The sequence below is a fragment of the Allobosea sp. 117 genome (genome assembly GCF_000702305.1).
Taxonomy (GTDB): domain Bacteria; phylum Pseudomonadota; class Alphaproteobacteria; order Rhizobiales; family Xanthobacteraceae; genus Ancylobacter.
In genome coordinates, this window is the sequence record NZ_JNLC01000012.1 from 20,193 (window position 1) to 36,024 (window position 15,832).

Annotated in this window: 15 protein-coding genes and 1 tRNA gene; 6 read left to right on the plus strand and 10 right to left on the minus strand. The window is 67.6% G+C overall.

Annotated elements, in window-relative coordinates; genetic code table 11:
• The first annotated feature begins 106 nt into the window (after positions 1-106).
• Together U742_RS21980 and U742_RS23540 are read left to right on the plus strand one after the other, a co-directional pair.
• Positions 107-1,078 (plus strand): tetratricopeptide repeat protein, encoded by a 972-nt coding sequence (locus tag U742_RS21980; protein ID WP_156034178.1) that lies wholly within the window; start codon positions 107-109, stop codon positions 1,076-1,078.
• Positions 1,079-1,347: 269 nt separating this feature from the next.
• Positions 1,348-2,604 carry a hypothetical protein gene (locus U742_RS23540; protein WP_051661002.1) on the plus strand — a complete coding sequence of 419 codons (1,257 nt, stop codon included), beginning with the start codon at positions 1,348-1,350 and terminating at the stop codon, positions 2,602-2,604.
• A 42-nt stretch (positions 2,605-2,646) separates the two neighbouring features.
• Here U742_RS23540 and U742_RS0109310 read toward each other — a convergent pair whose 3' ends face one another.
• A complete protein-coding gene (locus U742_RS0109310) occupies positions 2,647-3,075 on the minus strand; it encodes a hypothetical protein (protein WP_051661003.1) in 429 nt (142 codons plus the stop codon).
• A 248-nt stretch (positions 3,076-3,323) separates the two neighbouring features.
• Between U742_RS0109310 and U742_RS0109315 the strand changes: the two genes are divergently transcribed.
• Entirely contained in the window at positions 3,324-4,223 is a 900-nt protein-coding gene (locus tag U742_RS0109315) for a diacylglycerol/lipid kinase family protein (protein ID WP_029352301.1), read from the plus strand.
• A 6-nt stretch (positions 4,224-4,229) separates the two neighbouring features.
• On the opposite strand, the gene U742_RS0109320 is transcribed toward U742_RS0109315, so the two are convergent.
• The gene (locus tag U742_RS0109320) at positions 4,230-4,961 is read right to left on the minus strand and encodes an SIMPL domain-containing protein (RefSeq protein ID WP_029352304.1); all 732 of its coding nucleotides are present in this window, start codon (positions 4,959-4,961) and stop codon (positions 4,230-4,232) included.
• Between the two features lie 317 nt (positions 4,962-5,278).
• Here U742_RS0109320 and U742_RS0109325 point away from each other — a divergent pair.
• A tRNA-Ile gene (locus U742_RS0109325) sits at positions 5,279-5,354 on the plus strand.
• 91 nt (positions 5,355-5,445) lie between these two features.
• On the opposite strand, the gene U742_RS0109330 is transcribed toward U742_RS0109325, so the two are convergent.
• On the minus strand, positions 5,446-5,664 hold the full coding sequence (locus tag U742_RS0109330) for a hypothetical protein (protein ID WP_156034179.1): 219 nt from the start codon (positions 5,662-5,664) through the stop codon (positions 5,446-5,448).
• Positions 5,665-5,668: 4 nt separating this feature from the next.
• Positions 5,669-6,388, minus strand: a complete 720-nt coding sequence (locus U742_RS0109335) for a hypothetical protein (protein WP_029352306.1) — start codon at positions 6,386-6,388, stop codon at positions 5,669-5,671.
• Positions 6,389-7,004: 616 nt separating this feature from the next.
• Between U742_RS0109335 and U742_RS0109340 the strand changes: the two genes are divergently transcribed.
• Positions 7,005-7,613, plus strand: a complete 609-nt coding sequence (locus U742_RS0109340) for a TetR/AcrR family transcriptional regulator (protein ID WP_156034180.1) — start codon at positions 7,005-7,007, stop codon at positions 7,611-7,613.
• 602 nt (positions 7,614-8,215) lie between these two features.
• Positions 8,216-8,530 (plus strand): hypothetical protein, encoded by a 315-nt coding sequence (locus U742_RS23185; RefSeq protein WP_156034181.1) that lies wholly within the window; start codon positions 8,216-8,218, stop codon positions 8,528-8,530.
• Positions 8,531-8,645: 115 nt separating this feature from the next.
• On the opposite strand, the gene U742_RS0109345 is transcribed toward U742_RS23185, so the two are convergent.
• The 6 genes from U742_RS0109345 to U742_RS0109370 are packed head-to-tail and all read right to left on the minus strand — an operon-like array spanning position 8,646 to position 15,425.
• Positions 8,646-9,158 carry a DUF995 domain-containing protein gene (locus U742_RS0109345; RefSeq protein ID WP_029352310.1) on the minus strand — a complete coding sequence of 171 codons (513 nt, stop codon included), beginning with the start codon at positions 9,156-9,158 and terminating at the stop codon, positions 8,646-8,648.
• A gap of 38 nt (positions 9,159-9,196) precedes the next feature.
• Positions 9,197-10,135, minus strand: a complete 939-nt coding sequence (locus tag U742_RS0109350; RefSeq protein ID WP_051661005.1) for a glycoside hydrolase family 26 protein — start codon at positions 10,133-10,135, stop codon at positions 9,197-9,199.
• Complete coding sequence (locus U742_RS0109355; protein ID WP_029352313.1) at positions 10,132-11,547, minus strand: UDP-glucose dehydrogenase family protein; 1,416 nt, start codon at positions 11,545-11,547, stop codon at positions 10,132-10,134. Before U742_RS0109355 ends, U742_RS0109350 begins: the two co-directional genes overlap by 4 nt.
• A 58-nt stretch (positions 11,548-11,605) precedes the next feature.
• On the minus strand, positions 11,606-13,435 hold the full coding sequence (locus tag U742_RS0109360; protein ID WP_051661006.1) for a glycosyltransferase: 1,830 nt from the start codon (positions 13,433-13,435) through the stop codon (positions 11,606-11,608).
• Positions 13,432-14,418 (minus strand): UDP-glucose 4-epimerase GalE, encoded by a 987-nt coding sequence (gene galE, locus U742_RS0109365; protein ID WP_029352326.1) that lies wholly within the window; start codon positions 14,416-14,418, stop codon positions 13,432-13,434. The genes U742_RS0109360 and galE overlap by 4 nt, the downstream gene beginning before the upstream one ends.
• Positions 14,415-15,425 (minus strand): UDP-glucuronic acid decarboxylase family protein, encoded by a 1,011-nt coding sequence (locus U742_RS0109370; protein WP_051661007.1) that lies wholly within the window; start codon positions 15,423-15,425, stop codon positions 14,415-14,417. Before U742_RS0109370 ends, galE begins: the two co-directional genes overlap by 4 nt.
• Between the last annotated feature and the right edge of the window lie 407 nt (positions 15,426-15,832).

The window sequence follows — 15,832 nt, forward strand, 5'->3', positions numbered from 1 at the left end:
TTATTATAACCTAAATCAGCGAGGTGACAGCTTGTCGATATTGCCCGCTGGTCTTATGCCGTGCAGACACGAATACACGCCGCCAACCCGCAGACCGCCTGCAGCCATGCCCGACGAATGGATCTCCTATCCCGCGCTGAAGCGCATGGGAGCGGACGAACTCTCCCGCCGGATCGCCGAAGGACCGCGCGAGGCGGCGCGCTGGGTCGAGGCCGGCGCCCTGAACGGCCTCGTCAACGCGCAGATCGCCTGGGGCCAGATGCTCGCCGACGGCCATGGCGTGGCGCGCGACCGGGCGGCGGCTCTGCGCTGGTTCACGATTGCGTCAACCGCCGGGCACCTCGACGGGACCAACATGGTCGGCCGCTGCCACGAGCTCGGCTGGGGCACGCCGGTCGACAAGGCTGAGGCCGCCCGCCGCTACCGCGCGGCGGCGGAGAAGGGTCATGCCTGGGCGCAGTTCAACCTCGCCACGCTGCTGCTGCACGGCGAGGGCGTCGCGGCCGACCGTCGCGCCGCGCTCCTCTGGTATGCGCGGGCGGCGCGCGGCGGCAACGGCAAGGCGGCCACCATGATCGGCCGCTATCTGGAACAGGGCTGGGACCGCCCCGCCCGCCCCGCCGCGGCACTGCGCTGGTATCGGCGCGGCGCGGCGAGCGGCGACTATCGCGGCCAGTTCGACTATGGCCGCCTGCTCGCCGCCTTCGGCCGGGGCGAGGAGGCACTTGGCTGGCTGCACGATTCCATCGAGAACGGCGTGCCCGATTTCTGCCGGCAGGCGGCCGCCGGCCTGCGCGAGAGCGACGATGCGCGCATAAGGCGGCTGGCGTTGCGCGCGCTGGAGCGCGCCTGCCTGTCCGGCGCGGCATCCGACCTGCGCGCCCATGCGGCGGCGCTGGCGAAAGGGCTCGGCGTCCCGCCCGATCCCGCCGCCGCGGCCGAACGGTTCGCCGAAGCCCGCCGTGTCGAGACGCAGCCTCCCCCCTCCGAACCCGCCATCCGGAGACCCAAGCGGATCTCGCGCCTGCGCCGCCTGCTGGCCGGCATGAGGCCCCACCCCTCACCGGACGAGGCATGACAATAGAGAACAGAACGATTTGAATCGACATTTATTCGTATCTGAACAGTTGTTTCATGTAAATTTCGTCGAACCTCATTCATTTCGTTAATAATTGTTTAGCAAAATAAAACTTCCGTTTGAACTCAACCGCATCCCGCAACGTTCTCGCGTAAGCGGCGGACTCGATCTGTCGCAAGAACACAAGAGGAGACAAGCACATGCGGATGGGTTCTTTGTGCAGATCACACGGACTTCTGCTGAGCACCACGGTCCTCGCAGCATCGCTCATGGCGGCCGCGCCTATCGCGGAAGGATGGGCCGGCCCGGCCGGCGGAGGCGCGCGCGGCGGCGGCGGCGGCCGTCTCGGCGGCGCCCTCGGTGACGCGGTGGGAAGCGTCGGCGATACGGTGAGCCGCGTTGGCGATGCCGTGTCCAGCGTGGGCGACAGCGTGTCCAGCGTCGGCAAGACGGACGGGGCGGTGTCGAATGTCGGCGGCGCCGTCTCGAATGTCGGCGGCACCGTGTCGAGCGTCGGCAATGCGGTTTCCAGCGTCGGCGATTCGGTCTCCGGCACCAGCACGAGCACCACGGGCTCGGGCCTAGCCGGTGCACTGTCTGGGCTCGGCGGAGCGCTGTCCGGCCGCAACCGCGCGGTACAGGATGCCACCGCGGCTTCGGCCGCTCCGGCCTCCACGACCCCGGCCACCGACACCGCCGCCACCAGTAGCGCGACCACCACGAGCGCGGCCTCGCCGAACAAGCCGCTCGCGACCGTGTCGCTGTTCAATCTGCAGCTCGAACTCCTCAAGAAGCGCCAGTTGGCCAAGATCGGCCGCACCGCGCAGCCGACCTCCGCCACCGGCAAGGTGCTCGGCGTCGACGCCCTCGGGCGGCGCCCCAACGGCCTCGCTGCCACCGCGGACGTTACGCTCGGCAACGGCAAGCTGGCCGACGCGAAGGTCCGTGCCAAGGCGCTCGGCGCGCGCGGCGTGAATGCCAAGCTCGACGCGGTGGTGGGCGGCGGCCAGCTCGCCGACGCCCGGCTGCGTGCCGATGCCCTCGGCCCGCGCGGGCTGAGGACCCGGGCCAACGCCTCCGCGCTCAATGGCGAGCAGGTGGCGGATGTGAGCGCCCGGGCCACCCTCGGTGCCAATGACGCCGTGCGCGCCAGGGCCGACGTCGATATCGGCGGCCCGGACGTCGCCTCGATCGATGTCGGGATCGGCATTGGTGGGGGCGGCGATCCCGGCAATGGCGGCGGCAACGGCACCGGCGGCAATAATGGTGGCAATCCCGGCGCCAACAATGGCGGCAATGGCGGCGCCATCGGCAATAACGGCGGCGCCAATGGAGGCGGGAACGGCGGCGGCATCGGCGGCGGGAACGGCGGGGGCAATGGCGGTCTCGCCGGCGGCCGCCAGCGCGAACCCGGCTCCAGCATGTCGACCGCGGCCAAGAAGCAGCGCTGCCTCGGCGTGCTCTCCGAACCGCGCGCCTACGATCCCGGCATCGTCGCGCTGTGCCGCGACCTCGCCCGCCTCTGACCCTCTTCCCGCCCGGGTCACGGCCCGGGCGGCCTTCCGGATCTACGGCTCGTGCTGATGCGCCCAGTCGCGCAGCTCGTGCGTCAGCCGCCAGAAATCCCAGAACGCCGCGCCGAGCAGGAGCACCGGCAGCACGGCCAGCGCCAGCGCGCTGTTCACCGAGAAGTCGATCGGCCCACGCGCGAAATCGTAGGCGGTGTAGGCGGCGATCAGCGTCAGCACGCCGGCGATGATCACATAGGTGAGCCGGTCGAGGCGCGACAGCACGATGCCGAGCAGCACCGCCACCAGAAGGCCGATCAGCGCCGCCCAGCCGGCGCCGAGCGAGAACAGCGTCGCCGCCCAGCGGCCGACCATGCCGGACACGATGACCAGCGCCAGCAATACGAGGAAACCCGCGCGCAGCCTGAAGATCGACGGCCGCGCGGCCAGGCGGACGCGGCCTCCCTGCCCGTTGCTCCCCGTCGTCATTGCGCCGTGCTCCCCGCTTCGCCCATCAACTGCCTCATCCGCAGTCGCCGCGCAATCGCCGAAAGGCCTGAGCATAATCCGATCCGGTCGAAACGACCCGATCGACAGGATCCCGCGCAGGCTCTTGGATCGGGAGCCTGTCCCGATCGGGGTGATTCCGCCGCGTAGGGAAAGGCTTCCGGACGGCATCGCTTGACGTTGGGTCGGCCTGCCGGTCTCCTGACCGCCCTTCTGAACCCTGGATCGCGATGCGGCACGCCCTCGTTCTCGTCAATGCCGAAGCCGGCACGGTGCTCGATCTCGGCGGCGAGCAGGTGCGCGCCATGATCGAGCGCGATCTCGGGGCCGAGGCCCGTCGCATCGACATGCGGCTACTCAAGGGCGCCGAGCTCGGCCGCGCCATCGAGGAGGCCGGCCGCGGCCCGCACGATACCGTCGTCATCGGCGGGGGCGACGGCAGCGTCAGCCTCGCCGCCCGCACGCTCGCGCGTTCGGGCAAGACGCTCGGCATATTGCCGCTCGGCACTATCAACCTGCTGGCCCGCGACATCGGCATGCCGCTCGACCTCGACCGCGCGGTGGCGGCGCTCGCCGTCAGCGAGCCGCGCAAGGTGGACCTCGCGACCATCAATGGCCGGCGGTTCCACACCATCTCCGGCATGGGCTTCTTCAGCCAGATGGCCCGGGCCCGCGAGACCGCGCGGCGCTGGCGGCTCTGGCGCTTCCTCGCCGTCGCCATCGCTGCCGTGCTGGCGCTGCGCCGCACCGGCCGCGTCTCGCTCGACATCGACATCGACGGCGCGCGCCACAGCTTCGAGGCCTTCGCCGCACTCGTAACCGTCAACCGGTTCGACGGCCCCGGCTGGCGGCGCGCCCGGCTCGACGACGGCGTGCTCGAGATCCACATCGCCGAGGATCGCGGCGCCCTCGCCAAGCTGCGGGCGGGCGCCGACATGGTGACCGACAACTGGCGCGGCAATCCCGGCATCATCAGCCTGACCGGCCGTCGGATCATCCTGAACCGGCCGAGCCGCCGGCGCATCTGGATCTCGACCGACGGCGAGCTCTCGCGCGAGGACCTGCCGGTCAGCTACGCGGTCGAGCCCGGCGCGCTCAGCCTGCTGATGCCGCCGGCGGACTTCGCCTGAGCCGGCTCAGCGGGGCTCGATCTCGAAGGTGATGGTGACGCGGGCGCGCGCCTCGCTCTCGCCGGCCTCCACCGGCACCGCTTCCGCCGCCTTCATCATCATCGGCGCCGGCATGGCGCGCGGCATCGGCGGCGAGGCGCCGTCCTCGGCGATGGCGAGCACGCGGGTCAGCCGCACGCCGCCGGCCTCGGCCATCAGCTCGGCCTGGCGGCGCGCGTCGCGCACCGCCGCCACCCGTGCCTGCTCCTCGAGCTTGGCCGGCTCGGCGAGGCCGAAGCTGATGCCGCCGATCTGGTTGGCGCCGCGCGAGACCACCTCGTCGAGCAGGCCGGCCAGCTTGCCGAGCTCGCGCACCCGCACCGAGACGGTGTTGCGCACCTCATAGGCGACGATGCGGCTCTGGTCCTCGCCATCCTTGCGCTGCGCATAGACCGGGCGGACCGAGAAGTTCGAGGTCGCGATGTCCTTCGCCTCGATGCCGACCGCCTTGATCGCCGCGATCATGTCGGACACCGACTTGCTGTTGGCGTCGAGCGCCTCGCGGGCGGTCTTGGCGCTGGAGACGACGCCGGTCGAGAAGGTCGCCATGTCGGGCGTCGCGGTGACGATGCCCTCCCCGCTCGCGGTGAGCGTCGGGCGCCGTGCGGCGGAGAGGTCCTGCGCGACGGCGGGCGTCACGCTGAGGAGGATGGCGGCGAACGCGGCAAGACGCAGGCTGGAAGCGCGCGCAGTAGACATGGGCTCTATCCCTCGAACGGTGCCGCGGCGGATGACGAAGCGGCAGGGGCGCGCAGACGACTGTGCGATCGCGGCGGCAATGGGGCGGCGCGCCGGCGTCGAGGCGCCGGCCACCGGGGACGGGATGGTCCGCGGCGGCCCCAAGGAGCCGGCCGCTGTTGACCACCCGGCCGCGGATCGACCCCGCAGCCGCGGCGGCCCCTTGCGCAAAGGCGTGGACGATGAGCGGGGTCCGTTCCGGAAAGCCTTTCGCCATGGTTGGCGCCGGGGAAGCGGTTTGCTAGGTTCCGCCCGCGCCGGTCGCGCCTCCGGCGTCCGGGCCTGTAGCTCAATGGTTAGAGCCGGCCGCTCATAACGGTCTGGTTGCAGGTTCGAGTCCTGCCGGGCCCACCAATATTTCGACGTTCTGGCGAAGCGGCATCGGCCATCGCCGACGATATCGCCATAGAACTGCGTCGTCAGCGCTTGCAGGCGCGCCCGGCTGTCAGATCGTGCTGTGACCGAGCGCAGCCTCCGCCATCCATATGAACTCACGCCAGTTGGCTTCGGCGTACTGCTCCGGATCGACTTGATAGTAGTCGGAATCCTCAAAGTCGCCTGATGCTAGATATTCATTGTCTCGGGTCGCCTTGGCGAACGCTATGCGGCGTGAGGCGCGCTCCACTTCGCGTGCGGTTGGCGGGATTATCGGGCGGATTTGCATGGCGTCACACCGATGACCTTGCTGCGTCATTACAGGCGTTGTCGATCCTGATGGCCTGGTCTTCCGCACCGGACTCTCTCATGCGCGCAGACAGCCATTTGGCGGCGGAGGGATCGCCACCCTTGTACAAGTTGTGGGCGGAGCCCAGTGCGAACAGCATCATGTCGGCGCTGTTGCCAGCCTTCCGGGCGCACTCGAACATGATGTTGTAGCTGAAGTGCCTGTCTGCGCCGTCGCTGAGCGCTTCTTTGAAGAGGCGCGAGAAGAGCCTCTTGCGGTTAGCCCGATAGGCTCGAGACGACATGTAGAGTTTATAGGTCTGTGATCGCTTCTTGCGCTCCCGCATGAACTGGAACGCCGTGGTCGCGTCGAACGGAAGTGCCAGCATCGACTCGAACGCGCGCGTCTCCGATATGACCGAGACGGTGCTGTGCGACGTGCCGAACACCGGGATGCACTGCACCGCGTCGCCGATCGACTCCTTCAGCCGGTCGACATGCATCCGGTCGACGATCTCGTACGGGTCGTAGAACACCTGGATATCGCCGGCGATGTGCTCCGGCCGAATGCCCATGCCCGAGTGAAACTCGGGCTTGAAGAACGCTTCCGTCCGATAGCGGTCGAACGGCGCCTCGGACGGGTCCACCGAGAACTGCGGAGAGAACACGAAGCCTCGATGCAGGCCGATAAGAGCGGCATACCGCAGCACGGCGTAACCGCCCATGCTACCTCCGTACCCGATCAGAGTACCGGAGAGGTATGGTTTTGCTGACTGCGTCGCATTGTAAACCGACATTTCCGGGAAATAGTTCTTACCCTTCGGCACAAAGCCAATAGAACTGAGTCCAGATTTTTGGATAGGACTCCTCGCCCAGAAGTCTAGATTCCCGAGTGAGTCACCTAGAATCTGACTGAAAGTTATTATCGTGCTAGATGGATTCCCAGTCATAAAGTAGCACGATATAGACTCATCATCATATATCCGCGTTACGGCGGTCGGCATTCTAGACTCTCAATATTCTATCGAGAGTCTTATAATACCGTCACGTAAACTGCATGGCAAGTACGCATCATTGCGGAAATTCCGAGCGCCCTTGCGACCTTGCCGACCCGGGCCTCCCCGACCGATTGCAGAGCCTGAGCGGCCACGCCCGGTCGCTCGATCGCGTCGGATCGCCTGTACCTGCTCGCGCATCCCTCCCCCGAAAACGTCAGCCCCCCCCGCCCGCCACTCCGCCGACCCGGACAAAAACCGACCGGACGGCTTGTGAGGGAGCGGTCTTCCGTCTATTTCAGTGGGCGCCCCTCAAAGCGGGCTGCCAGCTTTGGCGAGATCGATCATGGACAATGTCTCCCGCTCCGAGCGGACGCGCGCCGCCGTCATCCAGGCCGCGCTGGCTATCATCTCCCGCAACGGTCCCGGCGCCCTCACGCTGGACGCCATCGCCCGCGAATGCGGGATCAGCAAGGGCGGGCTGATGCACCAGTTCCGCACCAAGCGGGAGGTGCTGAAGGCGCTGCTCGAACACCAGTGCGAGCATTTCGAGGATTTCTCGCGCCGCTATCTCGAAGAGCACGCGTCGGAAAGCGCGCAGCCGCACCTGGCGGCGGAGGTCGCCACGATGCGCGAGGCGCTGTCGGAATCGCATTCCCTCGCATATGCCATCCTCGGCGTCGTGGCGCAGGACCCGGGACTGCTGGGCACGACGCGCGAGGACGACGAGGCGAAGGTCCAGGCGATCAGGGCGGAGGCGTCCGATCCGGAGCTCGCCTTGCTGCGCTGGGTCGCCGCCCGCGGCCTGCTTTTCTCCGGCCTGCTGGGGCTCTGTCCGCTCACGCGGGCGGAGCGCGAAAGCCTGTTCGATCGGCTGCTCGACGATTCCCGCTGGTCCGCCACCCCAAATGAGACATCCCGACCGAGGAAGCGCACGGCCGCGCGCGCCGGGTGACGGCGGGATGAAGGCGCGGGACGCCGCATCTCGCCATCAAGCAGGGGAGCAAATGAGCATGCCATCAAAAACCGACCAGATGGTTTGTAATTTGCCTTCTCTTGGGTTAGGTTGATTTCGCATTCGGCCGAGCAGGCGGCCTGTGCTGGGAGGTTCGGGACGATCTGAAGCGGCTGCGGCAGCGAAGGGGAATGTGTCGGGCATGGAAACACCCAGAAACATCCGGCAATAAACAGAAATAAATCCGATATATATCGCCCTATTAAAGCAACGTTCTCGCGCTTTAATTGGATATCAAACGAACTGCTTTGCCTTCATGTCGCCATCAATGTCGTCGACGACCTTGCAATGCAATGAATTCGACATTGACCGACTGCCGCGTGCCTCACTTTCTGCAGATTGCGCGGCTAGTCAGCCCTTCTGACGACCGCGCGAAGAGCTCCGTCGCCATGATCCGCATCATTGGGGAACGGCGGAGACCGAGTTGCGGGCGGCGATCTATTCCGCCCCCCAGACGCCGCCCGCAACTCACCTCTCGCAACGCGGCAGACGAGTGGCAGACGACCGGGGGGGCACGCGGGGGGCGTAACCGGAGTCGCGTGATGTTCAGCCTGCAGATTACCGCCCTCCCCCTCGTCTACTGGAGCGCCAGGAATCTTCTGCTGTCGCTTGCCTCGAAACGCCCCTGCCCTTCCCCGTCACGGCGCGACGGCGCATCAGGTCGCCTGTCGGCACGCCCCGCCTACGGTCCCAACGACCAGTGGCGCGGCCATCGACGCCGCGCGGACCGGGCTGGCGCAGACGCCGCCCGCGACGTCCCGGTGAAGACGCTTCATCTCGACCCGATCGTGCCGCCGGCGTCGCTGGCGCGCCAGCCGCCGCTGTCGTCCCGCTGGGTCCCGCCCGCAGCACGCTAGCGTCGCGAAAGTCTCTCGACTTTCGCGGAACCTGCTCCAGGCCGCCGCCGGGCACGAGGAGCGCCGGGCCACCCGCCGCGGCACGCACGGCTTCCCTCGACGGAAGCCGCCTGCGTCACCCGCGTCCGCCGAGGGCCTTGAGCTCCGCCTTGACCCGCGTCACGCCGCCGCTGGCGAGGTCGCCGGGCTTCAGCTTGGCGTATTCGTCATCGCTCTTGGCGCTCGGGCTCTTGAACACGTACCAGACGCCGCCCGGCTCCTTCTGCTGGTAGATCGTGTTGTTCACCGTCCGGTGCCCGAAGCAGTTGGTCGCCTTGGCGTGGCCGCTCGCGCTGCTCCAGACGGCGAAGAAGCACACCCGCCCGGTGGGCGTCACCCGCCACTCGCCCTCGCCATAGTTGATGGCGTTGCCGGTCCCGGTCCAGGCGATGAACTTGCGGTCGGGGGCGAAATAGGCGGCGCCGTCCGACCAGATCCATGTCTTGCCGGAATAGAGCTTGTAGGCCTCGTGCGCGGTGATCACGCTCGAGGCCGGCGGCGCGGCTCCAGTGGTGCCAGCGGCGTCGGCCGCCAGCATGGAGCCAGCGACCAGGGCTGCCGATATCAATGCGACTGCTGACTTGTTCATGATGCTCTCCTCCGCGGGTCGGGCCCGCCAATGAGCGTTCAGTTCACGAGATTGTTCTGGAGCCGCCAGTCGGGCCGGCCATAGGGCTCGGGCCAGGGATAGGGCTCGACTTCGTTGAAGTAGACGACGGCCGTGAGCCCCGGGAATTCCGGGCCGACCGCCAGCATGTCGGCATGCCAGCGCGCCTCGAAGGCGGCGTCGCCCTCATAGCCGAGCTCGGCGACGACGATCGGCTTGCCGTAGGGGGTGACGCGGTCATAGGAGGGCCGCAGGTTCTCCGCCAGCGTCCGGGCGCGGCCGAAATGGTCGACGTCATACTGCTGGAGATCGAACACCGACAGTCCGATGACGTCGACATAATCGCTGCCGGGATAATAGGCCGCAAGGCTCGGCTCGCCGCGCGGCGACCACATGAAATGCGCGCTCGGCGCGTATTTCCGGCACAGCTTCACGAAGTGCCGATAGGCCTTCGCGTAGTCCGCCGGCGCCCAGTTCGACCACAGGTAGCGCCCGTTCGCGAGGTCCATCTCGTGGCCCCAGCGGATCGTCACGTCGCTGTCGAGACCGGCGCAGGCGGTGCAGACGTCGCGGATCGTGCCGTCATAGGCGCCCGCCAGTATCCCCGCGAGCAGCTTCTGGCTCGACGGATTGGTGCCGGGCACCCACGACCAGGGCTCGATGGTGATCAAAAGGTCGCGGTCGCGGGCCTGGGCATATTGGTCGGCCCGCTTGAGCGAGGTGAGATCGGCGTTGAGCCAGGGAATGTAGACGTGCTCCACCCGCACATTGGGATCGTCGCCCAGCGTGCCGTTCGGATCATAGGCGCCGAAGGCCGCGGCCTTGGGGCGCGCGTCGGTGGCGGCCGGAGCCGTCGTCGTCGGCTGGGCGAACACCGGGATCGCCACGGCCGCGATGAGCGCGATGGCAGCGACGCCACTCAGCGCCGCCACGCGCCTGTTGCGCAGTGACTTCGTCATTTGACCAACTCCTCATGCGATCCCCTGCCCCTCTCTCCGCTCGGCAGGGCGCGATACCTCAACAGCTCGAAGACATTCTCGTCGGCCGTGGCCGGCGCGTCGGTGCGGTGCGGCCGGCCAACCCCGACCAGCCGGAAGCCCGCCCGCGCCACCTGCTCGGGCGGATAGATGTTGCGCAGGTCGATCATCACCGGCGCGCGCATGGCTTTGCGCAGCCGGGTGAGGTCGAGCGCGGCGATGACGTCCCATTCGGTCATCAGCACCACCGCGTCGGCTCCGGCCGCCGCCTCGTAGGGTCCGGCGCAGAAGGTCACGTCGGACAATTGGTCGGCGGCCTGCCGGTGGCCCTGCGGGTCGAACACCGCGATCGACGCGCCGGCGCGCTGCAGATGGCGGATCAGCGGCACGGCGGGGGATTCCCGCATGTCGTCGGTGTTCGGCTTGAAGGTGAGCCCGAGCACCGCGATCTTCAGCCCGTCGACCGAGCCGCCCGTCGCCTCGATGACCTTGAGCGCCATGCGGTGCTTGCGGGCGTTGTTCGCGGCAACCGTGCTCTCGACGATGCGCAGCGGCACGCCATATTCCTGCGCGGTATGCAGCAGCGCGCAGGTGTCCTTCGGGAAGCACGAGCCGCCATAGCCGGGTCCGGCTTTGAGGAAGGCGGCGCCGATCCGCGCGTCGAGGCCGATGGCCGACGCCAGCTCGGTGACGTCGGCGTCGACCTTCTCGCAGAGATCGGCCATCTCGTTGATGAAGCCGATCTTGGTCGCGAGGAACGCGTTCGACGCATGCTTGATGAGCTCGGAGGTGCGCCGCCGCGTGACGATCAGCGGCACGCCGTCCTCGGTGAGCGGCGCGTAGAGCCCGCGCAGCGCCTGCTCGGCCTGCGCGTCCTCGACGCCGATCACGATGCGGTCGGGATGCTGGAAGTCGTCGATCGCCGACCCCTCGCGCAGGAATTCCGGGTTGGAGGCGACCGAGACGGCGACGTCGCGGCGGGTCCGGCAGATGATCTGCTCCACCGCGTCGCCGGTGCCGACCGGAACCGTCGACTTCACCACCACGGTCAGCCTTCCGGTCATGCCGTGGGCGATGTCCTTGGCCACCGCATAGATGAGCGAGAGATCGGGTTCGCCGTCGCGGTCGCGGGGCGGCGTGCCGACGCAGATGAAGGCGACATCGGCGCCGGCGAGCGCATCCTGCGCCTGCAGCGTGAAGGACAGGCGCTTGCGCACGAGATTGCGCGCGATCAGCTTCTCGATGCCGGGTTCGAAGATCGGGCTCTCGCCTCGTCGCAACTTGTCGACCGTCGCGGCATTCTTGTCGACGCAGGTCACCTGATGACCCATTTCGGCGAAGCACGCGCCCGCCACGAGGCCGACATAGCCCGTTCCGATGACGGCGACTTTCATCTTCCTGCCTCCCAGTTCCGGCCCAGGCCGCTCCCGCTCACGCGGGAACCGGCCGGGCTTATTGCGCCTTCGGCGCCGCCCAGGGCGGCGTGAAGACGAGCTTGTAGTGTCCGCGCCCCATGCCTGCGCCGGAGGCGGAGAACACGACCTGCGCCACCGAAGGCGGTGCGAGGCCCCATGCCAGCGCACCGAGCCCCTCGGGCCCGCGCTCGGCGGCGGCCGCCACCGGCAGCCCGAACAGGGCGACGACCAGCGTCGCCTGCGCCAGTCCGCGCAGGCCGAGCACGTGCTGGCGCCCGCCATTCTCGGCGGCGTGCCGCGCCAGGATGACGAGGACGAGCAGCGCGTAGAGCGCCGCATTGACGATCGCGAAGATGTAGAAGCCGCTCGCCGAGCCGGCGTCGCCGAACATCAGCACCGCACCGGCCGAGAACGCCGAGATCGCGATATAGGGCGCCAGGACGCGCAGCGGCACGGCGTCGACCGCACCCCCGCCCTTCGGCGTGACGCGGAAATCGACAAAGGAGCCGGTGAAGTAGTCGCGCAGCGCCACGATCGAGCCGATCAGCGACCACGGCCATTTGGCGAGCACGAAGAGGATCTCCTCCCAGCTCAGCAGGCGGGAGTTGACCGGCCGCAGCCACCCGCTCGCCCGCCACCGGTACATCATGAAGAGCAGGACGACCGACATCGGCACGTAGTGAATGACGAAGTCGGCATAGGTGACGTTGGCGAAATGCGTCCCGCCCGCCAGCGCGATCAGCGGCATTAGGAACAGCAGCAGCCACATGCTCGAATAGAGCGGATACCAGAACTGGCAGAACAGGAACTGGAAGCGCAGCCGGGCCGGCAGGCGTGGCACCAGCGCCGGCGAATAGCGCAGCAGGATGGTCACCAGGCTGCGCGACCACTGGAATTCCTGCGTCGCGAGGTCTGCGAAGGTGCGCGGCCCGTCGCCATGGGCGATGGCGTCCATGGCGTGGACGCCCCGCCAGCCATGGGCGTTCATCATCAGCGTGGTCGAATGGTCCTCGGCGAGTTCGGGGCCAAGCCCGCCGATCGCCTTCAGCGCCGCCGTGCGCACCGCGTAATGGGAACCGATGCACAGGGGCGCCCAGCCGCCGGTGTAGCCGGCCTGCAGCGGGCCGTGCATCGAGGCCTCGGCGAAGAGGCGCGCCCGCGCCGCCCAGCTCTCGCCGGCATTCTTGTCGCAGATGCTGGGCGCCGAGACGTAGCCGACGGCCGGATCGCGGAACGGCGCCAGCATGCGTTCGAGATAGTCCGGCGCCGGCACGTGGTCGGCATCCATCTGCGCGACGAAGTCGTACAGCTCGTAGCCGTAATGGTCGTAGAAGAATGCGAGATTGCCTTCCTTGCAGCGCATCCGCCGCGGCCAGTCGGCCCGCTGATAGGCGTCGACGCCCTTGCGGGTCGAGACGCGCACGCCGCGCGCCGCGCACCAGGCGAGCGTCTGCGGCGCCGGGTCCTCGTCGGCAAGCCAGGTGTCGTGCGGCCAGGTCTGGGCGAGCATCGCTTCGAGCGTCTGCGCCACCACCTCGAAGGGCTCCGAGGGCGCCTTGGTGACCACCATCGCGACCCGGCTCCCCTGCGGCAGCAGCACCGCGCCGACAGGCTTCCGGCTGCCGTAGAAGACGGTGAAGAAATAGACCGGCATCAGCGTGAGCCAGGCGAAGGGCAGGCTCGCCAGCACGAAGCGTCCGACGCCGTCGACGTGCTCGGGCCGCAGCCACCATCCCCAGAAGGTGACGAAGGCGACCGCCCAGGCACCTACAGCGAGCGTGAGCTCGACGCGCTGCGCCAGCGTCAGCAGCGGTACCAGATCGGACGCCGGCGCATCGGTTCCGGCTCGCCGCACCCCGTCCGTCATGACGCGGCCTCCAGGGCATGGAACCGCGCCGCCGTGGCGACGATGGTCTCGATGTCGGAGAGCTCCGGCACGAAGCCGATGCTTGCGCGCGCCTGCGCGATGTCGGCATAGAGCGCCGGCGGATCGCCGGGGCGACGGGGATGGATCTCGACCGGCACCGGGCGGTTGAGCACCCGGCGGATGGTCGACATCACGTCCAGGATCGAGGCGCCGTGCCCGGAGCCGAGATTGAGCGCCAGGCTGCCGCCGCCGTCGAGCAGATGCCGCAGCGCCAGCACATGCGCGCGGGCGAGATCGCTCACATGGATGTAGTCCCGCACGCAGGTGCCGTCCGCCGTATCGTAATCGTCGCCGAACACGGTCAGCGTCCTGTTGAAGCCCATGGCGGCGAGGATCGCCAGCGGCACCAGATGGGTCTCGGGATCGTGCCGCTCGCCGAGCTCGCGGTCCGGATCGGCGCCGGCGGCGTTGAAATAGCGCAGCGCGACGTAGCGGAGGCCATAGGCCGCCGCCTCGTCCGCCAGCATCGCCTCGGCGAACAGCTTGGTGCGCCCATAGGGGCTGATCGGACGCTGCGCCGTCGTCTCGGCGATCGGCAGGGTGTCGGGGATGCCGTAGGTCGCGCAGGAGCTGGAGAACACGATGCGGCGCATATTGGTCTGCCGGCAGGCGTCCAGCAGCGAGAGCGTGCCGGCGACATTGGTGCGGTAGTAGTTCGCGGGTTCAGCGACGGATTCACCGACATAGGCGCGTGCCGCGAAATGGATGACCGCCTCGACGCCGTGCGCGGTCAGGGCCGCGGCCACCGCCCGGCTGTCGAGGATGTCGCCATGGACGAACGGCCCCCAGCGCACCGCGTCGCGATGGCCGGTGGACAGGTTGTCGAAGGTAACGGGCTCGAAGCCGCCGGCCGCCAGCGCCTTGCAGGTGTGGCTGCCGATATAGCCGGCCCCGCCGGTGACGAGGATCCTCGGCGCGCTCATGCCACCGCCTCGCGCACCGAGGGTTCGCGGACGATCTCCTCCCGGAAGTAGTCGATCATCCGGGCCAGCCCCTCCTCGAGCGGGACGGTCGGCTCCCACCCCAGAAGCTGCCGAGCCAGCGCGATGTCGGGGCGGCGGCGGCGCGGATCGTCCACCGGGAGCGGACGGTGGACGATGTCCGACCGCGAGCCGGTCAGCGCGCGCACCACCAGGGCGAAGTCGCCAATCGTGCGCTCGTCGGGATTGCCGATATTCACCGGCCCCTCGATGCCGTCCGGCGTCGCCATGAGCCGGATCAGCCCCTCGACGGTGTCGTCGACGTAGCAAAAGGAGCGCGTCTGCGTGCCGTCGCCATAGACCGTCATGTCGGCGCCCCGCAGCGCCTCGATGATCAGATTGGAGGTGACGCGCCCGTCGTCGCCGCGCATGCGCGGGCCATAGGTGTTGAAGATGCGCGCGACCTTGATGCGCGTGCCGTGGCGCCGCGCGAAGTCGAAGAACAGCGCCTCGGCGCAGCGCTTGCCCTCGTCGTAGCAGGCACGCGGCCCGGTGGGATCGACATGGCCCCAATAGCTTTCCGGCTGCGGATTGACGAGCGGGTCGCCATAGATCTCCGAGGTCGAGGCCTGGAGTATCTTGCAGTTCCGATCGGTCGCCAGTTGAAGAAGGTTGAGCGCGCCGAGCACGCTGGTCTTCGTCGTGTGGATCGGGTCCGCGGCATAGGCTGTCGGCGAAGCCGGGCAGGCAAGATTGTAGATTTCATCGACATCGACCAGCAGTGGATCGACGACATCGTGATTGACCAGCGAGAAGTTCGGCCGGCCGATCAGATGTTCGACGTTTCGGTGGCGTCCGGTCGAGAAATTGTCGAGGCATATGACTTGCTGTCCGCTTTCGACCAGTCGGTCGCAGAGATGCGACCCGAGAAAGCCGGCACCGCCTGTCACAAGCGCGCGATGCGTCCGATGGTATGATTTTACGGAATAAGGTGCGAACACATGCGTCATTGCTTTTTGCATGATGCAACTACCTCAACCTCGGGATGATGTATTGATTTGCGCGCGCGGGTCGTGTCGCACGTCAGCAAGGGAAAGGATCAGCGGTCCCGATTTCAAGTATTCGGGGAACCGACGCAGCTTCCTATTCCCGCCCGGACCGGGCATATCTTACTCGGCGAGACCCGTTCAGAGACCTGCCACAAACTCCAACTGAGCCGATGGGCTCCACCCAACAAGCGCCCTAGAGTTAGGTTTAGTTTTTAATTTGAAATTGTCAAGAAATTAAAAGCAATCAGTATGTATTGTTTACCTTATTTAGTTTCAAAACGCTCGTATTGGGATCATACATGCGGCATGCCAGGTCCGAAGACTCGCTCCGAAGGGGTATGCGCTGCTGAAATTATGCATTTATTTTC

Coding starts and splice junctions, on each gene's coding strand:
- U742_RS0109345 (WP_029352310.1), bottom strand. CDS start 9,158: ATGAACAAGTCAGCAGTCGCATTGATATCGGCAGCCCTGGTCGCTGGC.
- U742_RS23185 (WP_156034181.1), top strand. CDS start 8,216: ATGTTCAGCCTGCAGATTACCGCCCTCCCCCTCGTCTACTGGAGCGCC.
- galE (WP_029352326.1), bottom strand. CDS start 14,418: ATGAGCGCGCCGAGGATCCTCGTCACCGGCGGGGCCGGCTATATCGGC.
- U742_RS0109335 (WP_029352306.1), bottom strand. CDS start 6,388: ATGGGCGGTTACGCCGTGCTGCGGTATGCCGCTCTTATCGGCCTGCAT.
- U742_RS0109355 (WP_029352313.1), bottom strand. CDS start 11,547: ATGAAAGTCGCCGTCATCGGAACGGGCTATGTCGGCCTCGTGGCGGGC.
- U742_RS0109350 (WP_051661005.1), bottom strand. CDS start 10,135: ATGACGAAGTCACTGCGCAACAGGCGCGTGGCGGCGCTGAGTGGCGTC.
- U742_RS0109320 (WP_029352304.1), bottom strand. CDS start 4,961: ATGTCTACTGCGCGCGCTTCCAGCCTGCGTCTTGCCGCGTTCGCCGCC.
- U742_RS0109360 (WP_051661006.1), bottom strand. CDS start 13,435: ATGACGGACGGGGTGCGGCGAGCCGGAACCGATGCGCCGGCGTCCGAT.
- U742_RS23540 (WP_051661002.1), top strand. CDS start 1,348: ATGGCGGCCGCGCCTATCGCGGAAGGATGGGCCGGCCCGGCCGGCGGA.
- U742_RS0109310 (WP_051661003.1), bottom strand. CDS start 3,075: ATGACGACGGGGAGCAACGGGCAGGGAGGCCGCGTCCGCCTGGCCGCG.
- U742_RS0109330 (WP_156034179.1), bottom strand. CDS start 5,664: ATGCAAATCCGCCCGATAATCCCGCCAACCGCACGCGAAGTGGAGCGC.
- U742_RS0109340 (WP_156034180.1), top strand. CDS start 7,005: ATGGACAATGTCTCCCGCTCCGAGCGGACGCGCGCCGCCGTCATCCAG.
- U742_RS21980 (WP_156034178.1), top strand. CDS start 107: ATGCCCGACGAATGGATCTCCTATCCCGCGCTGAAGCGCATGGGAGCG.
- U742_RS0109315 (WP_029352301.1), top strand. CDS start 3,324: ATGCGGCACGCCCTCGTTCTCGTCAATGCCGAAGCCGGCACGGTGCTC.
- U742_RS0109370 (WP_051661007.1), bottom strand. CDS start 15,425: ATGACGCATGTGTTCGCACCTTATTCCGTAAAATCATACCATCGGACG.